The sequence below is a fragment of the Flavobacterium sp. RSSA_27 genome, from assembly GCF_051547125.1.
Lineage (GTDB): Bacteria > Bacteroidota > Bacteroidia > Flavobacteriales > Flavobacteriaceae > Flavobacterium.
Map to the genome: position 1 here is coordinate 226,288 of NZ_JBPTTN010000003.1, position 24,597 is coordinate 250,884.

Annotated in this window: 25 protein-coding genes; 2 read left to right on the top strand and 23 right to left on the bottom strand. The window is 35.5% G+C overall.

The window, feature by feature from the left end; translation table 11 throughout:
* Positions 1-56: 56 nt before the first annotated feature.
* Positions 57-1,235 carry an acyl-CoA dehydrogenase family protein gene (locus ACSVH5_RS05920; RefSeq protein ID WP_064715446.1) on the top strand — a complete coding sequence of 393 codons (1,179 nt, stop codon included), beginning with the start codon at positions 57-59 and terminating at the stop codon, positions 1,233-1,235.
* A 190-nt stretch (positions 1,236-1,425) separates the two neighbouring features.
* Positions 1,426-2,193 carry an SGNH/GDSL hydrolase family protein gene (locus tag ACSVH5_RS05925; RefSeq protein ID WP_438060530.1) on the top strand — a complete coding sequence of 256 codons (768 nt, stop codon included), beginning with the start codon at positions 1,426-1,428 and terminating at the stop codon, positions 2,191-2,193.
* Between the two features lie 30 nt (positions 2,194-2,223).
* Here the strand turns inward: ACSVH5_RS05925 and ACSVH5_RS05930 are convergent, their stop codons facing one another.
* The 23 genes from ACSVH5_RS05930 to ACSVH5_RS06040 all read right to left on the bottom strand — a co-directional run bounded on the left by ACSVH5_RS05930 (position 2,224) and on the right by ACSVH5_RS06040 (position 24,539).
* Positions 2,224-2,541, bottom strand: a complete 318-nt coding sequence (locus ACSVH5_RS05930) for a 2Fe-2S iron-sulfur cluster-binding protein (RefSeq protein WP_438060531.1) — start codon at positions 2,539-2,541, stop codon at positions 2,224-2,226.
* Between the two features lie 19 nt (positions 2,542-2,560).
* Complete coding sequence (locus ACSVH5_RS05935) at positions 2,561-3,031, bottom strand: hypothetical protein (RefSeq protein WP_438060532.1); 471 nt, start codon at positions 3,029-3,031, stop codon at positions 2,561-2,563.
* A 257-nt stretch (positions 3,032-3,288) separates the two neighbouring features.
* Positions 3,289-3,531 carry a NifU family protein gene (locus ACSVH5_RS05940; RefSeq protein ID WP_438060533.1) on the bottom strand — a complete coding sequence of 81 codons (243 nt, stop codon included), beginning with the start codon at positions 3,529-3,531 and terminating at the stop codon, positions 3,289-3,291.
* Positions 3,532-3,589: 58 nt separating this feature from the next.
* Positions 3,590-4,717 carry a P-loop NTPase gene (locus ACSVH5_RS05945; RefSeq protein WP_438060534.1) on the bottom strand — a complete coding sequence of 376 codons (1,128 nt, stop codon included), beginning with the start codon at positions 4,715-4,717 and terminating at the stop codon, positions 3,590-3,592.
* Positions 4,718-4,901: 184 nt separating this feature from the next.
* Positions 4,902-5,225 carry an MGMT family protein gene (locus tag ACSVH5_RS05950; RefSeq protein WP_438060535.1) on the bottom strand — a complete coding sequence of 108 codons (324 nt, stop codon included), beginning with the start codon at positions 5,223-5,225 and terminating at the stop codon, positions 4,902-4,904.
* A gap of 6 nt (positions 5,226-5,231) precedes the next feature.
* On the bottom strand, positions 5,232-5,876 hold the full coding sequence (locus ACSVH5_RS05955) for a LysE family translocator (protein ID WP_438060536.1): 645 nt from the start codon (positions 5,874-5,876) through the stop codon (positions 5,232-5,234).
* Between the two features lie 38 nt (positions 5,877-5,914).
* The gene (gene trmB / locus ACSVH5_RS05960) at positions 5,915-6,592 is read right to left on the bottom strand and encodes a tRNA (guanosine(46)-N7)-methyltransferase TrmB (RefSeq protein ID WP_438060621.1); all 678 of its coding nucleotides are present in this window, start codon (positions 6,590-6,592) and stop codon (positions 5,915-5,917) included.
* Positions 6,593-6,950: 358 nt separating this feature from the next.
* Positions 6,951-7,460, bottom strand: coding sequence for a nuclear transport factor 2 family protein (locus ACSVH5_RS05965; RefSeq protein ID WP_438060537.1), 510 nt, complete (start codon positions 7,458-7,460; stop codon positions 6,951-6,953).
* A gap of 137 nt (positions 7,461-7,597) precedes the next feature.
* The gene (locus ACSVH5_RS05970; RefSeq protein ID WP_438060538.1) at positions 7,598-7,912 is read right to left on the bottom strand and encodes an HPF/RaiA family ribosome-associated protein; all 315 of its coding nucleotides are present in this window, start codon (positions 7,910-7,912) and stop codon (positions 7,598-7,600) included.
* Positions 7,913-8,007: 95 nt separating this feature from the next.
* A complete protein-coding gene (locus ACSVH5_RS05975) occupies positions 8,008-8,508 on the bottom strand; it encodes a threonine/serine exporter family protein (protein ID WP_438060539.1) in 501 nt (166 codons plus the stop codon).
* A gap of 3 nt (positions 8,509-8,511) precedes the next feature.
* The gene (locus tag ACSVH5_RS05980) at positions 8,512-9,282 is read right to left on the bottom strand and encodes a threonine/serine ThrE exporter family protein (protein ID WP_438060540.1); all 771 of its coding nucleotides are present in this window, start codon (positions 9,280-9,282) and stop codon (positions 8,512-8,514) included.
* Positions 9,283-9,467: 185 nt separating this feature from the next.
* A complete protein-coding gene (locus ACSVH5_RS05985; RefSeq protein WP_438060541.1) occupies positions 9,468-10,028 on the bottom strand; it encodes a type 1 periplasmic binding fold superfamily protein in 561 nt (186 codons plus the stop codon).
* Positions 10,029-10,048: 20 nt separating this feature from the next.
* Positions 10,049-12,436: a TonB-dependent receptor gene (locus ACSVH5_RS05990; protein ID WP_438060542.1), complete on the bottom strand. Its 2,388-nt coding sequence runs from the start codon at positions 12,434-12,436 to the stop codon at positions 10,049-10,051.
* Positions 12,437-12,591: 155 nt separating this feature from the next.
* A complete protein-coding gene (locus ACSVH5_RS05995) occupies positions 12,592-12,936 on the bottom strand; it encodes a hypothetical protein (protein ID WP_438060543.1) in 345 nt (114 codons plus the stop codon).
* A gap of 167 nt (positions 12,937-13,103) precedes the next feature.
* Entirely contained in the window at positions 13,104-14,267 is a 1,164-nt protein-coding gene (locus ACSVH5_RS06000; RefSeq protein WP_438060544.1) for a lycopene cyclase family protein, read from the bottom strand.
* Between the two features lie 319 nt (positions 14,268-14,586).
* Complete coding sequence (locus ACSVH5_RS06005) at positions 14,587-15,108, bottom strand: 3'-5' exonuclease (RefSeq protein ID WP_438060545.1); 522 nt, start codon at positions 15,106-15,108, stop codon at positions 14,587-14,589.
* A gap of 263 nt (positions 15,109-15,371) precedes the next feature.
* Positions 15,372-18,086, bottom strand: a complete 2,715-nt coding sequence (locus ACSVH5_RS06010; RefSeq protein ID WP_438060546.1) for a phosphoenolpyruvate carboxylase — start codon at positions 18,084-18,086, stop codon at positions 15,372-15,374.
* A 278-nt stretch (positions 18,087-18,364) separates the two neighbouring features.
* Positions 18,365-19,732 carry an NADH-quinone oxidoreductase subunit N gene (locus ACSVH5_RS06015; RefSeq protein ID WP_438060547.1) on the bottom strand — a complete coding sequence of 456 codons (1,368 nt, stop codon included), beginning with the start codon at positions 19,730-19,732 and terminating at the stop codon, positions 18,365-18,367.
* Between the two features lie 85 nt (positions 19,733-19,817).
* Positions 19,818-21,257, bottom strand: coding sequence for a complex I subunit 4 family protein (locus tag ACSVH5_RS06020; RefSeq protein ID WP_438060548.1), 1,440 nt, complete (start codon positions 21,255-21,257; stop codon positions 19,818-19,820).
* Between the two features lie 12 nt (positions 21,258-21,269).
* A complete protein-coding gene (nuoL, locus tag ACSVH5_RS06025) occupies positions 21,270-23,153 on the bottom strand; it encodes an NADH-quinone oxidoreductase subunit L (RefSeq protein ID WP_438060549.1) in 1,884 nt (627 codons plus the stop codon).
* Between the two features lie 6 nt (positions 23,154-23,159).
* Positions 23,160-23,480, bottom strand: coding sequence for an NADH-quinone oxidoreductase subunit NuoK (nuoK, locus tag ACSVH5_RS06030; RefSeq protein WP_064715342.1), 321 nt, complete (start codon positions 23,478-23,480; stop codon positions 23,160-23,162).
* Position 23,481: 1 nt separating this feature from the next.
* Positions 23,482-23,994 carry an NADH-quinone oxidoreductase subunit J family protein gene (locus ACSVH5_RS06035; RefSeq protein WP_438060550.1) on the bottom strand — a complete coding sequence of 171 codons (513 nt, stop codon included), beginning with the start codon at positions 23,992-23,994 and terminating at the stop codon, positions 23,482-23,484.
* Positions 23,994-24,539: a NuoI/complex I 23 kDa subunit family protein gene (locus ACSVH5_RS06040; RefSeq protein ID WP_438060551.1), complete on the bottom strand. Its 546-nt coding sequence runs from the start codon at positions 24,537-24,539 to the stop codon at positions 23,994-23,996. Before ACSVH5_RS06040 ends, ACSVH5_RS06035 begins: the two co-directional genes overlap by 1 nt.
* Positions 24,540-24,597 lie beyond the last annotated feature (58 nt).

Consider the following 24,597-nt stretch of genomic DNA (forward strand, 5'->3'; position numbering starts at 1 on the left):
TAAGTAGTTTTGTTATATTTCTTTATGTAGATTTGTTGCCATAAAATTTTCGAACCATGAAACCAGACTTATTTCAATCTCCTGATTACTATAATCTTGACGATTTATTAACCGAAGAACACAAGTTAGTGCGTGACGCAGCAAGAGCTTGGGTAAAAAGAGAAGTATCCCCTATCATAGAAGACTATGCTCAAAAAGCAGAATTTCCAAAACAAATCATCAAAGGCTTGGGAGAAATTGGCGGTTTTGGCCCCTACATTCCTGTTGAATATGGTGGTGCGGGATTGGATCAAATATCCTACGGACTCATCATGCAAGAAATTGAACGTGGTGATTCTGGCGTGCGTTCTACTTCATCTGTACAATCTTCTTTGGTAATGTATCCCATTTGGAAATACGGTAACGAGGAACAACGCATGAAATACCTACCCAAACTAGCTACTGGAGAATTCATGGGCTGTTTTGGATTGACGGAACCTGACCACGGTTCAAACCCTGGCGGAATGACCACCAACTTTAAAGATAAAGGTGATCATTATTTATTAAATGGTGCCAAAATGTGGATTTCTAACGCACCTTTTGCAGACATTGCTGTAGTTTGGGCAAAAAATGAAGAAGGACGAATTCACGGTTTAATCGTAGAGCGTGGCATGGAAGGATTTACCACTCCAGAAACGCATAACAAATGGTCTTTGAGAGCTTCAGCTACGGGAGAATTGATTTTTGATAATGTAAAAGTTCCAAAAGAAAACTTGTTGCCAAACAAATCAGGATTAGGCGCACCTCTGGGTTGTCTTGATTCTGCTCGTTACGGAATTGCTTGGGGTGCCATTGGCGCAGCTATGGATTGTTATGATACGGCTTTGCGTTATGCCAAAGAGCGCATTCAATTTGACAAACCTATTGCAGGAACCCAATTGCAACAAAAAAAATTGGCTGAAATGATTACTGAAATCACCAAAGCGCAATTGTTAACATGGAGATTAGGCGTCTTGAGGAATGAAGGCAGAGCGACTTCGGCTCAAATCTCTATGGCCAAAAGAAATAATGTGGATATGGCCATCCATATTGCAAGAGAAGCCAGACAAATGCTAGGTGGAATGGGAATTACAGGAGAATACTCTATTATGAGACACATGATGAATTTAGAATCCGTAATTACCTACGAGGGTACCCACGATATTCATTTATTAATTACTGGAATGGACATCACTGGAATTGCTGCTTTTAAATAAGATAAACAAGTATTAAAGTATTGATAAAATCAATTATAGAAGCTTCTTGGTAACAGGAAGCTTTTTTAATTTTATAAAAAATTACATTAATTGGTTACACCAATTCAAAATAGTTGGGCAAAAAATTGACTTTAGGAAAAACCCAAAGAATAATTGAAATTCAAAATGGAAATTACTTAATAAACAAACGATGAAGACTTTTATTAGCAAAATAACAAAAACTTTTCAGCTATTCGTTTTATCGTTTACTATTGTTGTTTTCAGCCAATGTTCTAATGAAAACACAACACTTGCTCCTCAACCCGAAACTACCCCTGCACCTTCTCCTCAGCCACAACCCGCGAGCAAGAAAGTTTCTTATCTCGCACTTGGAGACAGTTATACCATTGGCCAAAGTGTATGTGTAACTTGTCGTTTCCCAGAGCAACTAAAGAAAAAATTAGAAACCACAATTCCTGGATTATCGGTTGACTTAAAAATCATAGCACAAACAGGTTGGACTACTTCTAATTTAATCAATGCTATTAAAGAACAGCAACCCACTACAGATTACAACTTGGTAACCCTACTTATAGGCGTCAACAATCAATTTCAAAATAGGGAATTTGGAATTTATGAACGTGAGTTCCCCCAATTGGTACAAACAGCCATCTCTATAGCCAAGGGTTTTAAGGAAAATGTTATTGTAGTTTCCATTCCTGATTATGCCTTCACGCCATTTGGCCAACAATTTGGAAGTCCTACAAAAATCTCAACCGAAATTGATCGCTATAACGCATTTGCTAAAAGGTATTGCGATGCCAATGGCGTTACTTTTATCGATATCACCGACATCAGCAGACAAGGACTAAAAGAAACCTATTTAGTAGCTATCGATGGACTTCATCCTTCGGAAAAGGCGTATTCCTTATTTGTGGATAGGATTGCACCAAAGGCTAGTGTAATTGTTCAAAAATAAAAGCCCTATCATATGACAAGGCTTTACCATTTAATTTTCTGGAGCCAATTCTAATTCCAATCCATCAAGACTTTCGGTTATTGGAATTTGACAACCTAAACGACTATTGGATTTTACATAAAAGGCTTCGGACAGCATGGCTTCTTCATCATCACTCATTGGCGGTAGCTCCACATCATTGAGTACATAACATTGACAGGAAGCACACATGGCCATGCCTCCACAAGTGCCTTCAACTGGCAACTCGTAGGCTTTGCACAATTCCATAATGTTCATTGCCATATCGGTTGGCGCTTGTAATTCGTGTACAACCCCTTCTCTATCTTTAATCTTTATTAAAACATCCATTAATTAATTCTTTTCCGTTTTATTTGACCTCGAGGTCCAAAATATATTGTTTACTGTTTTTGAAATTATTTATTTTCAAACGAAGGATATCGGCTTGATTGATAGTATACACCACTGTAACATCTGGAGCATAAACCCCATCAAAGGTTTTAAAAACTAATTTACCTTTATAGGTTGTACTAACTAACCCATTTTTTTCACTTTTGGAGCTCACCAATTCTTGATTGGTTAATTCAGCAGTCTCATAGGCTGTATTAGCCTCTAATTTTGCCTTGTCTCCACTTAAATCGATTAAAAATTCTGCTCCAGAAATTTTTAAAAAACCTAATCGATTGGAGAATATTGTAACTGGTGTTTTAAATGATGTATTTTGCCATTCTTCACCATTTCCTACATAGGCTTTTGATACTTCAGCTTCTTGAATAAGTTCTTGTGCATAGCCATTACATAATGACATAAACAATATAAATAAAAAGTAGTGTTTTTTCATAATTGGTTATTTTTTATGGTTGCTATCTCAAATTTAATTTTTTTATTAAATAAAGAAAGAAAATAAAAATGAAATATTTGCGTATTTTTCTAATAAAAATAGAAAAAAAACAACCTGAAAAACAAATTCAATAAGAATTTATAGCTATATCGTTATATTTATTGAATTCCCAAAAACAACCTATTGTCTAAATTATGACAATAACACTTCAAAATTTTATATAAACAAAGAACTTAAAATAGTATTTTCCTGAAAAACTATTTCATCACATTGACTACAGTCTCAATTTGTGGTGCAAATTTTTTGATGGTTGTTTCTACACCCGCACGAAGTGTCATTTGATTAACACTACAGCTAGTACAAGCGCCTTCGAGTCGCACTTTAACGTGTTTGTCATCTTCGATTGAAATAAGTGTTATGTCGCCACCATCCGATTTAAGAAATGGTCTAATTTCATCTAATGCTTTACTTACATTCTCGGTTAATTCTGCTGTTGTCATACTCAATTTTTTAATCTTTCAACCTTCGGAGAAAACTCCTGAAGGTTAAATTTATTTATTATTTTTTTACGGCTGAGCAACCTGCCATGGTTGTAATTTTAATAGCTTCAGTTGCCGGCAAATGCTCATTTCTGTTTACAGTTTCTTGTACTACATTTCGAGTAATAGTTTCGAAAACAGATCCAATAATAGAATTGGTTTGTAAAGCTGCTGGTCGTCCATAATCGCCCGCTTCACGAATGGATTGTATTAGTGGCACTTCTCCCAAGAAGGGCACATTTAAATCTGTAGCTAAATTACGAGCTCCTTCTTTACCAAAAATATAGTATTTATTTTCAGGAAGCTCTTCAGGCGTAAAATAAGCCATGTTTTCAATAATTCCCAAAACCGGAACATTAATCGCTTCTGAAAGAAACATGGCTACCCCTTTTCTTGCATCAGCCAAAGCTACTGCTTGTGGGGTGCTCACAACAACTGCTCCAGTGACAGGCAGCGATTGCATGATTGACAAATGAATATCACCGGTTCCAGGAGGCAAATCGATTAGCATAAAATCCAATTCTCCCCAGTTGGCATCAAAAATCATTTGGTTCAAGGCTTTAGAGGCCATCGGTCCTCTCCAGATTACAGCTTGACTTGGCGAGGTAAAGAATCCAATCGAAAGCATTTTTACTTCATAACTCTCGATAGGTTTCATTTTTGATTTTCCATCAACTTCAATAGAAATTGGCTTCTCGTTTTCAACATCAAACATGATAGGCATGGATGGACCGTAAATATCGGCATCTAAAACTCCCACACTAAATCCCATTTTAGCCAAGGAAACCGCTAAGTTAGCCGTTACCGTAGATTTTCCAACCCCTCCTTTTCCAGAGGCAACAGCGATTATGTTTTTGATACCCGGAATGGCCTTGCCTTTAATTTCTGGTTTGTCTGACACCTCAACTTTACTGTTAATTTTGATTTTGGCTTCAGTAGAAATTTTTTCCAATATTGTTTTTTTAATATCTTCCTCTGCTCTTTTTTTAATATGCATGGCTGGTGTATGCAATACTAGATCAATTACTACTTCATCGCCAAAAGTGACAACGTTTGCAATGGCACCACTCTCTACCATGTTTTTTCCTTCTCCAGCTATAGTAATGGTTTCTAATGCTTTTATTATTTCTTTTCTATCTAATTTCATTTTAAAAAATTTATTCCAATATCTAACTTTAATAAGACTGATTCTGAATTGCAAAGATACTAGGAAATTAATGGAATCTCTTACGATTGAATTGAAAAAATTGATATGGAAATAGACAAAGTTATGACACAAAAAATATCCAAAAAAAGTGTTAGAACCACATCAAAAGTAGTAGTTCACTTAATTATACCGTCTTTGGTTGCCAAAAATGAGATTCAAAGTTTACAATTTGATTGTTTTTCACTTCAATCCCTTCACTTTCTAATAATTGCTGCATCAAATGGGTTCCGTCGAAGTGGAGCTTTCCGGTTAACAATCCTTTGCTATTTACAACTCTGTGCGCAGGAACGTCTTCTAGATGGTGTGAGGCATTCATCGCCCAACCCACCATTCGAGCGGATCGTGCAGTCCCAAGAGCTTTTGCAATAGCACCATAAGAAGTGACTTTACCATATGGAATTTGCCTTACAACAGCATAAACACGCTCAAAAAAATTGGCTTCTTCCATAACAATCTAAAAAAAGGTAAAACCATAGTACTTCATGATATTCCAAAAAGTTACTAAAGCTACAATGCCCGTAATGGTCCCAATAATACGATTCATATTCTGAATCAAAAAATTGGCTTTGGCAATAATTTTATTAAAAAAAGTCACATAGCCATAAAAGACCAAAAATGCGCCAGAAACCACACCTAAATTAAATACAACTATAGAAACATTGTCAAAGGCAAACAATTGATAGGAAGCAAAAGTAATCCCTAAAAAAACATAATAAGGTATTGGAAAAAAATTCAAGGCAGACAACAATATTCCGAGAAAAAATCGAGAGCTTTTACTGTATTTTTTGATGCTTCCCTCTTTGAGTTTTGGCCTTTTGGCAATACAAAGAAAATAAACCGTAAGCAACGCAAAAATGACACAACCTATTTCTCTTAACAACAATAAGAGGGATGGACTTTTGTCAATGACTCTAGCAAACAAAAGTGCTAAAAAAGTTTGAAAAAAAATAATGATAACAGCGCCAAAAACAAACCACAAAGCTGTACGTTTTCCTTCTTTTAGGTTAACTTTTACCGCGGTCATATTAATTAATCCCGGTGGTGATATTCCAACGAAGGCACTACTAAACCCAAGAAAAAAAATTCCTAATGTATGCATAGTATCACTAAAAGAAGCCTGACTTTAAATCGCCTTGCTTAGGGTTTAATTTTAAAACGAACAAATGTAATTGCTTTGTTTACAGCTAAATATTGTTTTTCATAAAATGTTTGAAAGGCTGTTACCTCTTCTGGACTTCCTTCGTTTTTATACACATTATGATTGGCATACAACACTTCATGTCCTTCACCATGCAAAAGCCCTAAGGTGTAGCCATGCATGAATTCTGAATCGGTTTTTAGATTGACTATTCCGTCTTTTTTAAGGATTTTTTTATACAATTGCAAGAACTCTGAGTTCGTCATACGATGCTTGGTTCTCTTGTATTTGATTTGTGGATCGGGAAAGGTAATCCAAATTTCGTCTACTTCATTTTCGGCAAAAATGTGATTGATCAATTCGATTTGGGTTCTTACGAAAGCCACATTGTGTAGTCCTGTTTCCAACGCAGTTTTAGCACCTCTCCAAAAACGAGCCCCTTTAATGTCGATACCAATAAAGTTCTTATTGGGATAGCGTTCTGCTAAACCAACCGAATACTCTCCTTTTCCGCAACCTAATTCAAGTACTAATGGATTGTCATTTTTGAAAAATTCTGTATTCCATTTTCCTTTTAAAGGAAACAACTCCCCTACGACTTCTTCTCTAGTTGGTTGAAATACATTATCAAATGTTTCGTTTTCTTTGAACCTTTTTAATTTATTTTTACTTCCCACGGTATTTTTTGCTATTTCGGGCAAAAATAAGCAATTATATTAGAAGGCTCGCTTTAGTTAACAAAAAACAAGGACATTCGCTTATAAAATTTTCGCCATGAATTTCAAGAAAGTGGAAAAACTTTGATGGCAGCTTGGCTAACTTTGTTTACCACTGATTCGCTGATTTTCAATGATTAAAAAAAGTGTTAGATAAAATTCATTAATAAATCAAGAATTACAATGTGCTTTAATGACACGAATTATTATAATTGATGGTATTCGTATTATTCAATATCAATTTCGATGGCAATTAGTGGTAATTTGTGCTTTTAGTAGCTAACATTTTTTTAAATACTAATTCGCTAACAAAAACGTTTTATTCTTTGGTTGTCAATTTTTTCATAACACCATCTTCTATAGGCGTTTTGATTTTCACCACTTCGTCTACATTTTCGTTTGGAATGGTCATAGAAAGCACATAATGTTTTATTTTCCATTCCTTACCTACTTTTTCTACTACTCCAGAACCTCTACAAATTTTCATTTGCGTACTCAGCAACTCGTCAAACCAAGCCAATTTACCTGTGGGATCTAAAAAAATATGACGCTCAATAGCCGTAAAACTCCAAGCTTTTCCTTTATCAAAATAAGGTTTTGCAAAAGCTTGAAAAGCGGTTTTGCTCCAATTCTCTTTGGCATCGGTTCCAATAAAGATGGCATCATGGCTCATTAATCCAAAATAAGCCTCAAATTTCGCTTGTGCTGCTGCTTGGTGCCAAGCATCGAGTGTAGCGGCGATTTTTTCCTTTTCTAAGACTTGAGCTCGCACCGTAGTGGAACAAATTCCGATAAACATCAGTAGAAAGATTGAAATTTTAGTTGTCATATTTTTAAGAAGTTAGTTCGTTGATTGTATCACAAAAGTATATGGTTTTCTTGAGTATTGGCAATAAATATAAAAAAAGGCAACTCATTTGCATGATATTGCCTTTAGTAACTAAATAGAATGCGATGGATATTTCGCTAGTATGCTTTTTGTTTTTCGAAAGTAGATGTTAAAGTACGTTTCACTTTATCTAACGCACCATGAAATGCTTTTTCTAATGTACTGGAATGATCCGTTACAGCAATAGGTTGGCTATTGGCCACACGAACCTCAATCAAGCAACGTTTATCATCTACCCCAAATTTAGTACTATTTTCGTCTCCAAAATGCACTTCGATACGGGTAATTTTATCTTCAAAACGTGCTAAAGATTTTTTTAATTCACCAGAAAAGTAAGCTTCTACTCGCTCGTGTCCTTCGATATTTTTGTCGGTGTTGATTTGTACTTTCATCTTTAGAATAAATTAATGTTATTTCTCAAATATAAGAAAATCTTAAGAAAAAACTCCTGATTTAGCATAATTTTAGCGTACAAAAAAGTGCTATTTTATAAAAAAGTACCTTCTTCATTGGACTGAACACGCTTCACGGTAGTTTTTCTAGCAAGTAAAAGCGGGAGCGCTACACCAATAGCCAAAACTATTAACACAAAGAGTGTGGTCAGCCCATTATTAAAGGTTTCAAAAAATAATTTGGAATATTTTTCAGGGTCTTTTTCTGCCGTTAATTGAATAACACCAATCATAGCTTTATAGGCAAAAAAACCAGGAATCATAGGGATAACGGCTGGGATAGCAAAAGAAATGGGAGGGGTTTTCCAACGATGAGCTGCCGCAACACTTAAAAAGCCAATTAAAGTAGCTCCACAAAAAGTGGGCAAAACAACTATGGTTAGCTCATCCATCATAAAAAATTTCATTAATCCGCCTGAAGAACCAATAATAAAAACAGGAAACAAAGCTCTTTTGGGAACATTAAACAATAGCGCAAATCCCAAGGCTGCTATTCCTAACCAAAGTCCTTTTTCAAAAAATAATACCAAGTCCATCCTTTAAAAATTATAAATTAACACTGAGAGCAACAAACCTAAAGCTATAGCAAAGGCAATAATCAACACATTTACCCCTCTAGTAATCCCATTTAAAATATTACCATCAATTAAATCAGAGAAAGAATTAATCATGGGAACACCCGGAATTAAAAACAAGACTGAGGTTGAGAGCGCATGTATATAGGTAAGTCCTGGATTGAGATAAAAGTAAAAACCAGAAAGTAATGCAGCAGTTGTAGAGGCAAAAAAGACGCATAAATAAAAATTGAATTTCATTTTCATAGCTTCTTGTCGTACATATAATCCAACAAAAGAGGCTACGAAACAAGCTACCATTTCTACCCAATCCCCTCCAAACAATCTACAAAAAGACGCCCCTGCTAATGCTACAAGTGTCAATACTAAGAAACGTGGATACAAGGGCTTTCTATTCAAAACGGCAAGTTCCTGATTAATTCGCTCTACACTCCATTTTTCGAAAACAATTTTCCAACTCATAATACTGATTTCAGAAATCAGATTGAAATTTAGGTGCATGTTGGGCACCCATTTTACGTTGGTAAATGTTTTGTTTTTATCGTGATAATTCAAGGTAATCATTAATGCGTGATTCGTTATCATAAGTTCCGAATCACAACCAAAAGCTCCAGCGATTCTACTTATGGTTACTTTCACTCTTTCGGTATTCGCTCCTGAAACCATCAAAATGGAGCCGATTTCTAAAAGCATTTCACCTAATTCATATTTACTGGGTTTATTTACTTCTTCCATAACCTTTAAGTTTGAGTGCCTCAAATTTACCACTTTTTAAAAGCAATAAAAACAGTAACCCCTTAATTATTAGAAAACTTACTAACGCAAACGATGGATTTTTTAGTCCCAATACTTTTGATAAATTACAATAAAAAAAGCGCTGCAAAATGCAACGCTTTATACGCTTTTGAAGTGACAAAATACTAATTCACTACAGCAACCGGAAAAGTAACTAAAGCATCTGTAGCTCCACCAGCATTAGTGATATCACCTGCTGCTACACCTGAAGCACTTTTGGCTGGTAGGTGTCTCAAAACTACGGTAATATTTCCTGTAGTAGCAGCGGCTCCAGTTTTTAAGGTAAAAGTCAAACCAATTGGTTTTCCATTTTTATCGGTATCAGTGTAAGTAAAAGTTCCAACTGCCACAGGAGCCTGATAAAACAATTGGTGCTCATCACCCTCTTCTTTCACCTCAACAGTAATATCATCAGCAGGAGTAACTGTTTCATTCAAGAAAGTGGTCGCTCCAGTATAGGTTGTGTTGATTTTTAAATTTCCTGAAACGGTCACAACTGGTGCTTTTGGACCATCGCCATCTAAATCTCTTGAGGTTAAAGTGATTACCGAGCTACCTGCTGTAAGTGTAGTGGTAACTGTTGTGATTACTTCTTCTTCATTTACTACTTCTGGATCATCATTGTTACAAGAAGAAAAAGAAAATACTGTAAGTAAGGCTAAAGCTAAAATTTTTGAATTTTTCATTGGTTTAAAATAAGTTATAATTAGTAATTAAATTTTATTTGAATTTGAAAATTGCGCCCTACTTCATCTGCGAAGAAGCGTTGGCGATTGAGATAATCCCTGTAACTTGTATTGAATATATTTTGAACAGAAAACCCAAGTGTAGTCGTGGTTTTGTAAAACGTATTGAATTTCATTTCACTGTAAAAATGAAGCAAATGATACCCTGCTGGCGGCGTACTGATGTCTAATAAAGCTGGCGTTAAATTCCCATTTCCATCTACAATGTTAATATCGAAATTGTTGTTAGGAAACGACTGTTGTCTCATCACAACCTCACTCTTCAACTCCAACAATAACTCATGCCATTCTTTTTTCTTGAACTCGATGGAATTGGTAAAATGAAAAGGAGGCATATCGATCAACGGTTCGACATTGTCTAGATCATCCCCTTTGATGTAAGCCATCGTAAAACGATGTTGCCATTGCGAACTGATTGTCCAATTGGTTTGCACATCAACTCCTCCCAAAAGCGCTTTGGTTTGTTGGTACTCCCAAACTGGGAAAGCCCCTCGAATGGTCGTTTCGGCACCAATCGGACGAAGAAACATATAGTTTTGTACCGCATGAATGTAAGGATTGAATTCGAATGAAAAAGCTGTCCAAGCTTTTTGTAATGTTGTGGACAATTTTAACGATTGCTCTTTTTTCAGTGCCAAATCCCCTAATTCAATGATCCCTGTAGAGTGATGCAATCCATCACTGAAAAATTCCGATGGATTGGGATTTCTCGTAGCCAAACTAATATTAGTATACCAGTCCCATTGCTTGTCAAACGTTTTTCTAAAACCAAGACTAGCCGATAGGTTATGGAAAATAAAACTAGGGTGTGCCAAAATTTGGTCTCCCTCTTCTCTTACCACAAATTGTGGAAAAAGAACATCATAACCTCTTTCGGTCCATCTGCTTTTATAATAAAACTTTTTGGCAGCTACTTTTGAAAAATCATAGCGCAAACCACCATCTAGAACCAAACCGTCTGATAAAGAAACACTTGCTATTCCATAAACTCCAGCATCTAGCTTTTCGTAATTGGGAATCAACGGACGAATACCCGTAGCAGGACTAGCAAAGTTATTTTGGAAACCTGCATTTACTCCAGATTTCAAATGCCAATCGTGGTAGGTTTTCTTGAAATCTACATTCAGATTGTGTGTAGACAATTCCAAATCCAAAGCCGCTAGATTATTGTAGGAACCTCTTCTTACATCAAATTCCAATCGTTTGTTAAATTGAAAAGAATATTGCGAAGAAAGAGAAGCCGTCTCATCAAAATAGTACTGATAATTCAACTTCGCCAAATGGTGTTGCACTTCTTGTTTTGGATTGTCGATAGTATAGGCAAAATCCTTGATTACCGAAGGTTTTTGGTTATTGATTGAGTTATACAAATCATTAATACTTCCCGTATGAGAAGCGCTCAAAATTCCGATAGTAGCATTGTAGTAACTATAAAATCCTGACAGGAAATAGTCTTTTCCAGTATACTTTACATCGCCCGTAAAATTCGATTCACGGTTGCCTGTATTCGACAAAACATAATCCGGTGCTTCACGATCTCCCATATATTTGAAGGTACCGAGTACGTTCCAGCTCCAGCCTAGGTCATTGCCTTTGTGTAAACTTGATGTAACCGACCCACCTCTTCCGTTGGAAGCCAAATTGAGCATCGTTCTTCCAAACAAAGTGTCTTTTCGGACTTGAATAGGTTCTAAAATAACCAAACCTCCCACAGCGTCGCCACCGTATTGTAAGCCTGAAGCGCCTTTAATGACCGTTATTTTTCCCGCGGCATTGATGTCAAAATTGGGAGCGTGTTCTGTTCCCCACTCTTGATCTTGCATACGGACGTTGTTGTTGATGATAGGCACTCGGCTTCCGAACATACCGTTTACGATAGGTTTAACCACGGTGCTTCCTGTCTTTAAACCCGAAACACCAGCTACTTCTTGCAAAACATCGCCCAAGGACTGATTACTAAACTTCTCAATCGTAGCAGCTTTTACTTTTTGTTCCAGCACCGACTGATTGGGTGTCGTGTTTTTTTGCTTCACCAAAACTTCATACAAAGCCTCTGTATTTTGCTTCATAACAAAATTCAATTCCCTATCCGATGCCAACGTAATCACCGTGTCAATAGTTTGATAGCCCACATAGGACAACGACACCTTCAACGTACCAGAAGGCAAGTCTTTGATTTCGTAAAACCCTTTTTTGTTGGTGTTTACCGTTTTATTTCCAATGTGTACGTGACAACCTTCAAGGTTTTTTTTCGTTTCAGTAGTAATGGTACCGCTCAGTTTGTTTTGTGAAAAAACCAAAGCCGTAAACCAAAAGAACACGAAAACACTATAGCTTTTTGCTCGCATTTTGATATTCAAAAAAAATTAAAATAGGATTATTGTCATTCCCGAGTCTCGAAAATGACGTATTAAAGTGAAGTAAACGCTATTGAATTGACTACAAAATGTTCTTTAATCACAAATTATAGACTACCAAAGGTCCGTTCACTTCCTTAAAAAAACTATATTACAGGCGGTGCCCGTAACGCAAATAAACTTCCTGAGTAGCAAGTAAAGGTTGAAGATAGATAAAACTTAGTCGTTTTACTATAGGTTACAGCCTCGCTATTTTCCCAAAAAAAGGAAGAAGGCGGTAAGAAACTGTTAACAGAATAAGCACAAACCGAACAAGGTTGCGCATAATGATGCGCGTGTGTGATTTGTTTTTTTGAAGTCGTGTTTTCGTGATGACAAATCGGAGCTTCTAGCTGCTCTATCAAATGGGCATAACTATGCTTGGTTTGAAAAACCATAGTCGCCAACAAAACCAGCAAAATGAGTCTCGATATGAAAGCTTTGTTTGTCATCTGTTGCAAATGTAAAGAAAGAAACACGAATTTCAAGAATTGACACAAATTAAAATAAAATTAAAACTTTGCGTCCTTGAGAGAAAAAACACGAATTTCACGAATGGTCACGAATTAAAACTTTGCGACCCTTGCGTAAACCATTGCGAACTTCGCGGTTAAAAAAACTATTTTAATCGAAACACTACCCTCACCAACGCTTTAAGAAAAGGCATTTTTGGACATTTCCAGATTACTTGTAAGTCCTCGAAAAAAGAAGTCTCTTCGTCTAAAAATTTAAAAATCAAATCGGGTTTTCCTTTTTGGAACAACTTGGAAAAAATAACACTTCCCAATTCGTTCCTGCGGTCTAGTATATCCAACAACAACAAATCGTACCACCAAAATTTAGTTCTTTTTCCCAAGGCGGTAAATGGCAAATCGCGTTGCAAAAACTGTACTAACGCATCCGATTTTTTATCCGAATTTCTAAAAGTATAGCCCGTACTCGCTTTCGTCCAGCCTCCAGCGGTGCCGATATTCAGGACATTCTTCGTATTTGCTTTCCAAAACGGATAACAGGTCATTGGAATGCTCCCTTGCTCTTTTTCTTGAATGGCATAACTCGTCACTCCGAGTTGCTGTAAGTAGTCTTTGATGGCGGTTTCGTATTCGTCTTTCGGCAAGAGCGTAGCCGAAAAAAGCGTGTATTCTACCAAAGCCTCGGTAGCCGAAGTAGGCAACACATACATAAAACGCGTATTCCCTTTTTGCGCCACCGAAAAATCCATAAACGTAGGTTTCTCTGCGGTGAAAACCGGCTCGTTCGTTTGCACAAACCACCCCACAAAATGCTGTTGCAGCACAGGATATTCTTTTTGATGCGCCACCAAAGCAGGATTGTAAATACTGTTCAACACGCGCTTTCCGAAATAGACCGCTTCCGTGGTTTTTACAAAAATTTGCTGTTCGGTTTCTTCTATGTCGGTTACTTTTTCCTGCACAAAAGTCACCTTCGGATGTTGCTGCAACAAAGCCAACACTTGGAGGTAAAAATCAATTCCCCGAATCATTTGATAGCGATACGGCTGCAAAGGCAAGTTCCGACTGTAAGCTTGCGAAGCAAACCAAGCCACGTCCCAATGCTTCGCCACGGCACCATCCCAAATACTGGGCGAAGTACTCCAAAAACACCAAGTACGATCATTCGCTTTTTTGGCATCTTCGTCAAGTAACAAAAGGGTTTGGTCTTGGAAAGCAGGAGACGATACCATTTTGTAGGCCGTCATCAAAGCCGCCAAGCCTGCACCAGTAAAAATATAATCGTATTGCACAGTAGTCTCTGAAGTCATGCACCAAAAATAAGGAAAATAAGCGCAAGTCACAGCAAGCCCCCTACGGCTATTTTACCCAGAATAAGTATTAGAAATCTACAACAACTTAATTACTTCACCATGATTATATTTTGCAGTGTAATTCAGTGAATGAATTTCATTTGTTTTTGCTATAGTTATTTTGGTCAAATGCAATCTTTGATGTCTTTTCAAAAATAATCCCTTAGCTCTTGCTTTAATTGAATACTTCTGTTTCGCTACGAAGTCTAATGCAGATTTAGAGTTTATTCGCTATTTCGGCTGTTTATGTATCGAAATCTTAAGCGCAAAAGTGGTTTTATTGTAAACTAATTTTTAACCCCATTTCATTTTTCATCATCAAAAGAACTTCGGCATTTCCCATTGCATCATCAACTGGATTATGTGTATGAGCGGTTTTTCTCAAGTGTTTCCATTTTGCAAATGTGTCTTTTTCTATGCCACAATATAAATCAGCAAGACGTCTTGACGTAAATCCAAATGGATTTTCATTAATAAAATGATGAAAATACCAACATATAAACATCCAGTCAAATCCGTTATTATCACTTATAAATATTGGCCTCCCTTTTGAATTACTTTTTATCCATTTGTTAAATTCATTCATAACATTTTCAGGTTCATCAAATTGTAAAGTAGCTTCTCTTGTGTGACCTGAAACAGCCAAAGCATTGGGATCCCATTTTTCAGATATCGGTTTTAATTTGCCATAAAATGTTTTGTCTAATTTTTCATCAACAAGAACAGCACCAAATGAAATCATGGAATAATCACCTGGTATTGGTCCATCAGATTCTATATCAACCATTATATAACTCATACTATTGGATTATAATAATCATTAATTTCCTGAGCAAAACCGATATTTGGTGGTAGTGAACCAATTATAAATGCGAACATAAAAACTTTAAAATTTCTCATATCACTATTTTTTTAATTAATTTTTATGCATTTTGGAATGGTTTATAGTTATCAGCAGTCTGTGAAAAGCAGTCAAAATTTGTTCCTTATACTTATCAAAATCCAAAACCGATACTATTACAAAATAGCATCGGTTTGAACAAAGGGAATCGAGTTATGGTATCAACCCGTACTTTTTAGTCCACTTGAGATAGAATTGATTAATGACAATAATTTAGTGAGTATTTTTTCTGCTTTTTCTGGTTGTTCCTCTTTCAGTTCACGCCATTCTTTGATGTACTTTACTTGTAGATGATGTAAAATACTCAATTCATTTTTTCTTTTATTCAAATTCTCTAATTGGTTAATTCTTCTTTTCTCTAATGGTTCGTCGAACAGGAGTTCTATTTGTTTTTTACCATCATTATGTTCTTGAAGAATCATAGTTAAGAAGTGATCTTTAATGCCCGAATCTTTTACTAAAGCGGCATATTCTTTCATAATCTCAGGATCGGCAATAATTAGATTGGTTTCAATATGTATGAGCATGTATTTTAAAAACGCCCACTGATTTAAGGTATTTTTTAAAATTTCATATTCACTTGGAACTTCTTCTTTTAGTTTTTTGATGGCATACCCAAGCCCAAACCAACCGGTAATATTGAAGCGTGATTGGTTCCAACTAAAGACCCATGGAATAGCTCTTAAATCTGCTAACGAGCGTTTGCCTGTTCTTCGAGCTGGTCGGGATCCAATTTTATTATGTTCTAAAACATCAATAGGTGTGGCTTCAGAATAAAACGTGATAAAATCAGGATGCCCAATTAATTTTTGAAAATATTCTTCAGACCATGTGGCCAATTTTTCAATAGTTGCAAAGGGAAAGTCACTTCCTTGTGAGGTCATTCTTCCGCGCATGGTTTGTCTTGCGGCTCCTGAAAGAAGCATTTCAAGATTATAGGTAGCATTTAAGGGATTGGCAAATTGTTGGGCGATGGTTTCACCTTGAATCGTTAGTTTTATGTTGCCAGAAACAGCTTTGGAAGGCATACTTTCTAGAAATCGATTATATTGTCCACCACCACGACTTATGGTACCCCCTATTCCGTGAAAAAAGCAAAGTTTTACCTTGTTTTTGTCGCCAATTTCTGTTAGTTTTTTTTCTGCTTTATGAATGTTCCATCTACTCGCTACGATTCCTCCATCCTTGTTACTGTCACTATAGCCAAGCATGACTTCTTGAACTTTGCTCATGAATTGCATTCGTTTCAAGGTAACGGGATGATTTAAGAAAGTGTCTAAAATATCATTTCCATTTTCTAAATCTTGTATGGTTTCTAATAATGGAGCTACTTTTATGTCTCTATATAAAATTCCTACTTCTCGCATAAAAAGATACACGACCAATAGGTCACTCAACTGTCTTGTCATGGAGACAATCAAAGTACCGATACCATCAGTCCCATACTGATCTGTATGTTGACGTAGCACTTTAAAATACCCCAAAACGCTATCTGCTTCAGTACCACATGTTGTTCCTGCAACCACAAAGGGTCTATTGGTTTGTAATTCATTGGTTAAAAATGCTATTCGTTTTTCTTCTGTCCAATTGCTGAAATTAGCATCTTCATACCCAGCTGTAGTTAACATCTGATTGACTGCAATTTCGTAGTATGTACTATTTTGTCGAATATCTAATTTTGCGAGATGAAATCCAAAACATTGCAAATGGCGCTCTATAGGAAACAAAAGTTCATCCGCAATTTTATAAGCATTTATTTCTTCTAGGGAAGTTCTAATGATTTTTAAATCGGCTTGTAATTCACTTGTATTTTTGTAGTAGTTACTCTGTACATCATTTTTTTCAGATAGGGTATTTTCTACTTTTAGTAAAAGTAAATTGATAAATTGTCTCCAAGGCTCCATAGGATTTCTAGCCACAGCGTTTATTCCGTCTTTGCCTAGTAGCGTTACTTTTTCTTCAATTGCTTTTTCTAATACAATTGGCACTTTATTGTTGGTGCTCGATAAGGTCATACTTGCACTGAATGCTATGATTTTTTCTTGTAATAATTTCAGTGCTGTGTTTCTTAGGAGTTGTAAGGTGCTTTTGGTTACTTCTGGTGTAACAAAGGGATGACCATCTCGATCTCCGCCCACCCAATTTCCAAATTGCAATAATGGAAATTGCTCAGGCTTGCTAAGTTTATTGGGATTTAGACCCATGGTTTTCCATGAGTTTTTCAATAATTCATCACTTCGTTGTAAGGCCAGTGGTAAAACCTTGCTGAAATAATACAGTACATTATTTCGTTCTGCTATTAAATCTGGTTTTTCAAGATACACTTCACCAGTACGCCACCAACGCTCTAATAAAAATTTTATTTTCTCTTTAATGGTATTTCGTTCTGTTGCCGTCCAAATAGTATTCTCGTTTTTTACTAGCAGAAGGTATAATTCGCGATGTAATTCCAAAACCGAAACACGTTTAGCTTCGGTAGGATGTGCGGTTAAAACAGGCATGACATTTAAAGAAGAAATAACGTCTATCATTTCTTCTTCACTCAAACCTTGTTCTTTCCATAGGGTTAATGTTTCTCCCCAAGATCCACGAATAGCGGCAATGCCAATTTCTTTTTCTAAATTTCGCCTAAATTGGGTAGCTGCATTTTCTTCGACTAAATTCGTCAATTGAAAGTAAATGCTTAAGGCTTGGATTAATTTTTCATCGGCAACTTTTAGATTTTTGTTGTCTAATCTTTCCGAAGATGAATTTTGAATTAAATTGGCAATTTCATTTTCATATAAATCGGTAAGCATTTCTTTGTAACATGACATTGCAAAACGCAAATCATCTCTTGTTTTCTGGATTCCAATTGCTTCTATTGCTGACTTCATAAGTTGTAATATTGGTAATTTGTTGTGTGAATCTAAATGATAAAAGCATCACTTTTTGTTGTCACTAAATTACAAAATGTAAGATCGAAAACCTATGATTTTTTATACTAAATTAATTGTAAATGAGATTATTATGATTATTGAATCACTATATCGTTTTCATATTTTCTATTCTACAAAGTGTTGTGTTAAAGCTTGTTTTATTGTTAGTTTTCATGATTGTGTATAAAAAAAATGAGGAGCTTAAAGCCCCTCATCAAATACTATTTGGATAAATTTTATAGTAAATCGATTATTATCGATGGGAAAAGACCAAGGACAATGTTTGCTACTAATGCGAATAGCGCAACAGTATAAATCAAAATTGGTGTTCCAGTTCTAGTTTGGTTAGGTTCTTTGCTGTACATCGCCAAAATTAATTTGAAGTAATACCCTACACTTATGATAGAGTTGATTACGGCAACAATAACTACCACTAAATAGCCTGCTTCGATAGTTTGATTGAAAAGAGCCAATTTTGCGAAGAAACCTGAAAAGATTGGAATACCTGCCATAGACAATAATGAACCGGTTAAAACAGCTGCTAACAAAGGATTGGTTTTTCCTAAACCATGGAAATTAGTAATATCTTCGTTGTTTTGGTTTTTGCATACATATAGAAGCACGCTAAAGGCACCAATACCCGCTAAAGAATAAGCAGTTGCATAGTACAATAAACTTCCAGCAGCTGTTCCGATACTTAACAAAGTCATAATCATAAAACCAGCATGAGAAATACCTGAAAAAGCCAACATTCGTTTTACATTACTCTGTTTAAGCGCCATGATATTACCTACTGTCATCGAAGCAATTGATAATATGACAAGTACTAATTGGAAATTATAATTTAGATCGGCATTCAATGCTGATAGTAGTTTAAATAAAGTTGCCATAGCTACAACCTTTGCTAAAGTGCTCATGGTCGCCGTGATCATTGAAGGAGAACCTTCGTAAACATCGGGTGCCCAGAAATGAAACGGTACGGCAGCGACTTTAAACAACATCCCTATAGTCAATAGTACAATACCAATAGGGAACCAAATTGGCAATTCGGCAGAAGGTGATAATTCACTGATCTCGTTTATATCAAAGCTACCCATAGCACCGTAAACAAGGCAAATACCAAAAAGAATGATTCCTGAAGCAAAAGAACCCATCAAAAAGTATTTCATACCGGCTTCATTGCTTTTCACATTCATACGGTTACTTGCTGCGAGTATGTATAATGAAATAGATAAAACTTCTATGCCTAAAAAGAACATAGCTAAGTTTCCAAAAGAAACCATAGCAACCGCTCCTGACAATAAGAATATTTTAATGGCAATGAAATCAGATAACTTCGTTTGATGATTTTCGTAAAAATTATGGCTTAATGCCACTAAAAATAGGGTAAGTACAATAAATAAACTCGAAAAAGTAACAGAGAAATTATTGACCGAAATCATGTTGTTGTAATAAGAAGCAGGTGCATTGTAATCGGCAACGGTTAAGCCAAGTACACCTAATAATCCAATGATGGTTACAGGAATAATTGCTTTTCTGAAATCAAGAATTTCAAATAAAAGGCATAAAACACCTAATCCTATTATAGCTATTAATGTATTCATTTTTGATTTTTTGATTCAGGATTTTTGATTTAAAAAGTAGTTGACAATAACTCGTTTTATCTCAAAATCCCTAATTATTAAATTCCTAAATCTTATTGATTTGTTTTAAAATTTCATCTAGACTTGGTGTAATTAAGTCTGTAATTGGTTTTGGATACAATCCAAAAAAGAACAGTACAACAACTATACTTAGTAACGTTATGGTTTCGCTTAATGAAAGAGGATAAAACGTTTTGGTATTTGTTTCACCTAGCATAACATATTGGAACATTTTAAGCATATAATAAGCTCCAAAAATTATGGTTGTACCACCCAAGATGGCAAACCAAATGTTGATTTGAGATAAGCTATACAAAACGGTAAATTCCCCAACAAAGTTGAAAGTAGTAGGTAAAGCAACAGAGGCCAACACTAAAATTAAAAACAAAGAAGTAAATTTTGGTGCTAAAGCACGAATACCTCCCATTTCTGAAATGGCTCTTGTTTCATATCTTCTGAAAATAATTTCAGCAGCAAAGAAAAGACCTACCACTACAAATCCGTGAGCAATCATTTGCAAAACAGCTCCTCTAAATCCATCGATGGTTAAAGTGTAAGCTCCAGCAGCGATTAACCCAACGTGAGCTAAGGAAGAATAAGCCAATAATTTTTTTAAATCCTTTTGTCTTAGCGCTACAATTGAGCCATAAACAACACCAGCAATACCTATAGCGATAAAAATTGGCATATATTCTTTAGCTGCAATTCTAGATAAAGGCAATTGCCAACGCAGTACGCTGTACAATCCCATTTTTAGCATAATACCTGAAAGTAACATCGTACCAACAGTTGGTGCTTTTTGGTACACATTAGCTTGCCAAGTATGGAATGGAATTAATGGTATTTTGATAGCATAAGCTCCGAAGAAAGCTAGGAAAATCCATTTTTGTTCAGAAGCAGTTAAGTTTAATTTATATAAATCTTCTAGTAAAAAGCTTCCCGCTTGTTGGTACATATAAACAAAGGCAACCAACATAAACAAAGAACCTGCAAGTGTATAGATAAAGAATTTAACTACTGCTTTTTTGCGTTCCTCAGCATCACCATTACCCCAAACTAAAGCAATAAAGTAAATAGGTAACAATGCTAGTTCCCAGAAAATGTAATATAAAAGTCCGTCTGAGGCTAAAAACGTACCCACCATTGCAAAAGCCATAAATAAAACTAAGGCATAAAATGATTTGGCATTTTTTAGGTCATTCCCAAAAGATGAATAAATAATTATAGGAGTTAAAGCTGTAGTTAATAATAGCATAGCTAATGATAATCCATCTGCTTTTAGAGCAAAAATCACTTTAGGTTGATTAATCCAATTTGCTATTAAACTAATGTTTTCACCTGCATTATACTGATTCAAAAGCACAATTGAAGCTCCAAATGTAGCTAGTCCAAACAACAAGGCTACCTTTGAAGCGAGTTTGTCACCAGCCAAATAAGTGACTAAAGCGCCAATTAAAAGTAATAGTAATATAAGAGATACGTTCATAGTATGTGTGTATTATTGTGCTAAAAATAAAAAGGAAATAATCGCGCAAAGCCCCAAAACAAAAGCAAAAAGGTATAAACCTACACTTCCATTTTGTACTTTTCTTCCATAAAATCCTAATTCGTTAGTTACTTTTCCAAGACCAAAAACAAAGCTAGAAATACCTGTTTCAACATAATCTCTAAAGAAGCGAGACAAAGCATTAGTTGTTTTTACAAAAAGCGTATCATACAATTCATCAACATAATATTTGTTGTACACGACTTTTGTAAACCCAGTGATTTCAGCATCCACTGGCGGTACTGTGTCATTTTTGATGTATTTGAAGTAAGCAATTGCAATACCTACTAATCCTCCAATTACTGCAACAGCCATTAAAGTATATTCTGTTGTACCTAAATGATGTTCAGCAGTAGCTAACTTTGGTAGTATTGGAATCAAATAATGGTTCAACCAGCTATCTCCGGGTAAACTTATCAATCCACCAAAAGTGGCCAAAATGGCTAAAATGATCAAAGGCACAGTAATTAAGGCAGGACTTTCGTGTAAGTGATGTTTTTGTTCTTCGGTTCCTCTAAACTCCTTGAAGAAAGTTAGGAAAAGCAAACGGAACATATAAAAAGCAGTCATAATAGATGCCACAGAACCAATTACCCATAAAGGAATGTTGTGGTGAAAAGCAGTTAACAAAATCTCATCTTTAGAGAAAAACCCTGAAAACAAAGGAACACCTGAAATCGCTAGAGAAGAAACTAACATCGTTATGAAAGTTACTGGCATAACTTTACGTAAACCACCCATGTTGCGCATGTCTTGTTCGCCATGCAAAGCATGAATTACAGAACCAGAACCTAAGAACAAACAAGCTTTGAAAAAAGCATGAGTGATAACATGGAAAACGGCTACTTCATAAGCACCTAATCCCAAAGCCAAGAACATCAATCCCAATTGAGAAACGGTAGAATAGGCCAATACTTTTTTGATATCATTTTGTGCTAATCCAATAGTTGCGGCTACAAGAGAAGTTATAGCACCCACTATAGCAATGATGTTTTGAACGTCTGGAGCTAAATCAAAGATGAAATTCAAACGAGTAATCATAAAGATACCCGCAGTTACCATCGTTGCAGCGTGAATCAAAGCCGAAACTGGTGTTGGTCCAGCCATCGCGTCTGGTAACCAAGTGTACAACGGAATCTGTGCAGATTTACCACAAGCTCCAATAAATAGAGCAAAAGCAGCTACTGCAACAGCATATAAGTTGATTTCTGAAGCACCTGAAATAATAGTTTTTAAAGAAGTGTAATCTAAAGTATTGAATTGTCTTCCTAAAATAAAGATTCCAATCAATAAACCTAAATCACCAATTCTGTTCATAATAAAAGCTTTTTTGGCAGCATCATTATAGTCTTGATTTTTATACCAAAAACCAATAAGTAAGTAAGAGCAAAGCCCAACACCTTCCCATCCGATGAATAAAACCAATAAGTTACTTCCAATAACAAGAGTAATCATGAAAAACACAAACAGATTCAAATACGCAAAAAACTTGTGCATATTTTCATCATCATGCATATAACTAATAGAGTATAAGTGAATCAACGAACCAATACCCGTTACAAAAAGCAACCACAATACTGAAAGTTGGTCAATTAAAAAACCTAAATCAATTTTAAATGTTCCTATCTGAATCCAATCAAATAATGAAATTTGTATTGCTTCTTTTGATGAAGAAACTGTACTGAAGAAAAAGCAAGTAGCGATAAACGATACTAAAACGGTCAAAGTTCCAAGAGCTCCCGAAACTGTTTTTCCTAAATTTTTTCCAAAAAACACATTGATTAAAAAGCCTACTAAAGGAGCTAGAACTAAGACTAATGCTATGTTGGTATTCATTTCCATTTATCCTTTTAAGTTTTTTAAATTATCGATACTAATCGACCCTAGATTTCTAAAAATAGAAACTAAAATCGCAAGTCCAACAGCTACTTCTGCTGCCGCTACCGCCATTGAGAAAAACACAAAAACTTGTCCTTGCGCGTCTTGGTGATACGTAGAGAAAGCTACAAAAAGTAAATTCACGGCATTCAACATAATCTCAATCGACATAAAAACAATGATGGCATTTCGTCTGTATAAAACTCCAAAGATGCCGATACAAAAAAGTATGACACTCAAAAAGATGTAGTTTTCGATACCAATCTGGTTTAAAATATTATTCATCTTACTTTTCTAATTTTTCTTTTTTAGACAATAGAACCGTTCCTATCATAGCTGTCAATAACAAAATAGAGGCGAATTCAAACGGAACCATATATTCGTTTAATAGAATTTTACCCAAAACATTGATGGACTGGAAATCTTCACCTGTCGCCACATACTCTCCAACGATTGGTTTTGAATTGGTAAAAATAGCAATCAAAATCAAACAAACTAAACAAAAGGACACTATGGCACCTAATCTAGTTATTCTTGGTTTATGTACTTCATCCTCATTGTTCAAGTTCATTAACATGATGGTAAACAAAAACAAAATCATGATAGCCCCCGAATAAACAATAATATGAACTATGGCTAAAAATTGTGCATTCAATAATAAATAGTGGCCTGCAATAGAAAAGAAACAAATGACCAAATAAATGGCACTGTGTATCGGTTTTCTTGTAAAAATGGTTAAAAATGCACTTGACAAAGTGATAAAACCTAACAGGCAAAAAACTAGGAGTACTGTAGACATTAGTTAGGGTTTTTAAGTTGAGTGTTTTTAATAGCCATTTCTAAAGGCATTACTAATTTATCTTTACCAAAAATGAAATCTTCTCTTTTGTAGCTAGCTGGCACTAATTCTTTAGAAAGGGTTAAATAAATAGCGTCCTTTGGACAAGCTTCTTCACATAAGCCGCAAAAAATACAACGCAACATGTTAATTTCATAGATTTCGGCATATTTTTCTTCACGATATAAATGCAGTTCATCTGGTTTTCGTTCAGCTGCTTTCATGGTAATCGCTTCTGCAGGGCAAGATAAGGCACACAAACCACAAGCGGTACAGTTTTCTCTACCTTGTTCATCTCGCTTAAGCATGTGCTGTCCTCTATATACAGGACTCATAGTACGCACTTGCTCTGGATAATGTATTGTTGCTTTTTTCTTAAAAAAGTGTTTGATGGTAATAAACAACCCTTTAACGATCGCTACAAGATACAAGCGTTCCAAAAAGGTCATCTCCTTATTGGAAACCATCTTTTTTCTACCCGATAATGATATAGTTTCTATTGACATTTTTTCTTTTTATTTAAAGCTAATCCTGCTATCCGCTATATCTTTTGTTTTTTAAAGA

What these genes read in the sequence shown, in the direction of transcription:
- ACSVH5_RS05920 (WP_064715446.1), top strand. Translation starts at nt 57, where the DNA reads ATGAAACCAGACTTATTTCAATCTCCTGATTACTATAATCTTGACGAT.
- ACSVH5_RS05925 (WP_438060530.1), top strand. Translation starts at nt 1,426, where the DNA reads ATGAAGACTTTTATTAGCAAAATAACAAAAACTTTTCAGCTATTCGTT.
- ACSVH5_RS05930 (WP_438060531.1), bottom strand. Translation starts at nt 2,541, where the DNA reads ATGGATGTTTTAATAAAGATTAAAGATAGAGAAGGGGTTGTACACGAA.
- ACSVH5_RS05935 (WP_438060532.1), bottom strand. Translation starts at nt 3,031, where the DNA reads ATGAAAAAACACTACTTTTTATTTATATTGTTTATGTCATTATGTAAT.
- ACSVH5_RS05940 (WP_438060533.1), bottom strand. Translation starts at nt 3,531, where the DNA reads ATGACAACAGCAGAATTAACCGAGAATGTAAGTAAAGCATTAGATGAA.
- ACSVH5_RS05945 (WP_438060534.1), bottom strand. Translation starts at nt 4,717, where the DNA reads ATGAAATTAGATAGAAAAGAAATAATAAAAGCATTAGAAACCATTACT.
- ACSVH5_RS05950 (WP_438060535.1), bottom strand. Translation starts at nt 5,225, where the DNA reads ATGGAAGAAGCCAATTTTTTTGAGCGTGTTTATGCTGTTGTAAGGCAA.
- ACSVH5_RS05955 (WP_438060536.1), bottom strand. Translation starts at nt 5,876, where the DNA reads ATGCATACATTAGGAATTTTTTTTCTTGGGTTTAGTAGTGCCTTCGTT.
- ACSVH5_RS05965 (WP_438060537.1), bottom strand. Translation starts at nt 7,460, where the DNA reads ATGACAACTAAAATTTCAATCTTTCTACTGATGTTTATCGGAATTTGT.
- ACSVH5_RS05970 (WP_438060538.1), bottom strand. Translation starts at nt 7,912, where the DNA reads ATGAAAGTACAAATCAACACCGACAAAAATATCGAAGGACACGAGCGA.
- ACSVH5_RS05975 (WP_438060539.1), bottom strand. Translation starts at nt 8,508, where the DNA reads ATGGACTTGGTATTATTTTTTGAAAAAGGACTTTGGTTAGGAATAGCA.
- ACSVH5_RS05980 (WP_438060540.1), bottom strand. Translation starts at nt 9,282, where the DNA reads ATGGAAGAAGTAAATAAACCCAGTAAATATGAATTAGGTGAAATGCTT.
- ACSVH5_RS05985 (WP_438060541.1), bottom strand. Translation starts at nt 10,028, where the DNA reads ATGAAAAATTCAAAAATTTTAGCTTTAGCCTTACTTACAGTATTTTCT.
- ACSVH5_RS05990 (WP_438060542.1), bottom strand. Translation starts at nt 12,436, where the DNA reads ATGCGAGCAAAAAGCTATAGTGTTTTCGTGTTCTTTTGGTTTACGGCT.
- ACSVH5_RS05995 (WP_438060543.1), bottom strand. Translation starts at nt 12,936, where the DNA reads ATGACAAACAAAGCTTTCATATCGAGACTCATTTTGCTGGTTTTGTTG.
- ACSVH5_RS06000 (WP_438060544.1), bottom strand. Translation starts at nt 14,267, where the DNA reads ATGACTTCAGAGACTACTGTGCAATACGATTATATTTTTACTGGTGCA.
- ACSVH5_RS06005 (WP_438060545.1), bottom strand. Translation starts at nt 15,108, where the DNA reads ATGAGTTATATAATGGTTGATATAGAATCTGATGGACCAATACCAGGT.
- ACSVH5_RS06010 (WP_438060546.1), bottom strand. Translation starts at nt 18,086, where the DNA reads ATGAAGTCAGCAATAGAAGCAATTGGAATCCAGAAAACAAGAGATGAT.
- ACSVH5_RS06015 (WP_438060547.1), bottom strand. Translation starts at nt 19,732, where the DNA reads ATGAATACATTAATAGCTATAATAGGATTAGGTGTTTTATGCCTTTTA.
- ACSVH5_RS06020 (WP_438060548.1), bottom strand. Translation starts at nt 21,257, where the DNA reads ATGAACGTATCTCTTATATTACTATTACTTTTAATTGGCGCTTTAGTC.
- nuoL (WP_438060549.1), bottom strand. Translation starts at nt 23,153, where the DNA reads ATGAATACCAACATAGCATTAGTCTTAGTTCTAGCTCCTTTAGTAGGC.
- nuoK (WP_064715342.1), bottom strand. Translation starts at nt 23,480, where the DNA reads ATGAATAATATTTTAAACCAGATTGGTATCGAAAACTACATCTTTTTG.
- ACSVH5_RS06035 (WP_438060550.1), bottom strand. Translation starts at nt 23,994, where the DNA reads ATGTCTACAGTACTCCTAGTTTTTTGCCTGTTAGGTTTTATCACTTTG.
- ACSVH5_RS06040 (WP_438060551.1), bottom strand. Translation starts at nt 24,539, where the DNA reads ATGTCAATAGAAACTATATCATTATCGGGTAGAAAAAAGATGGTTTCC.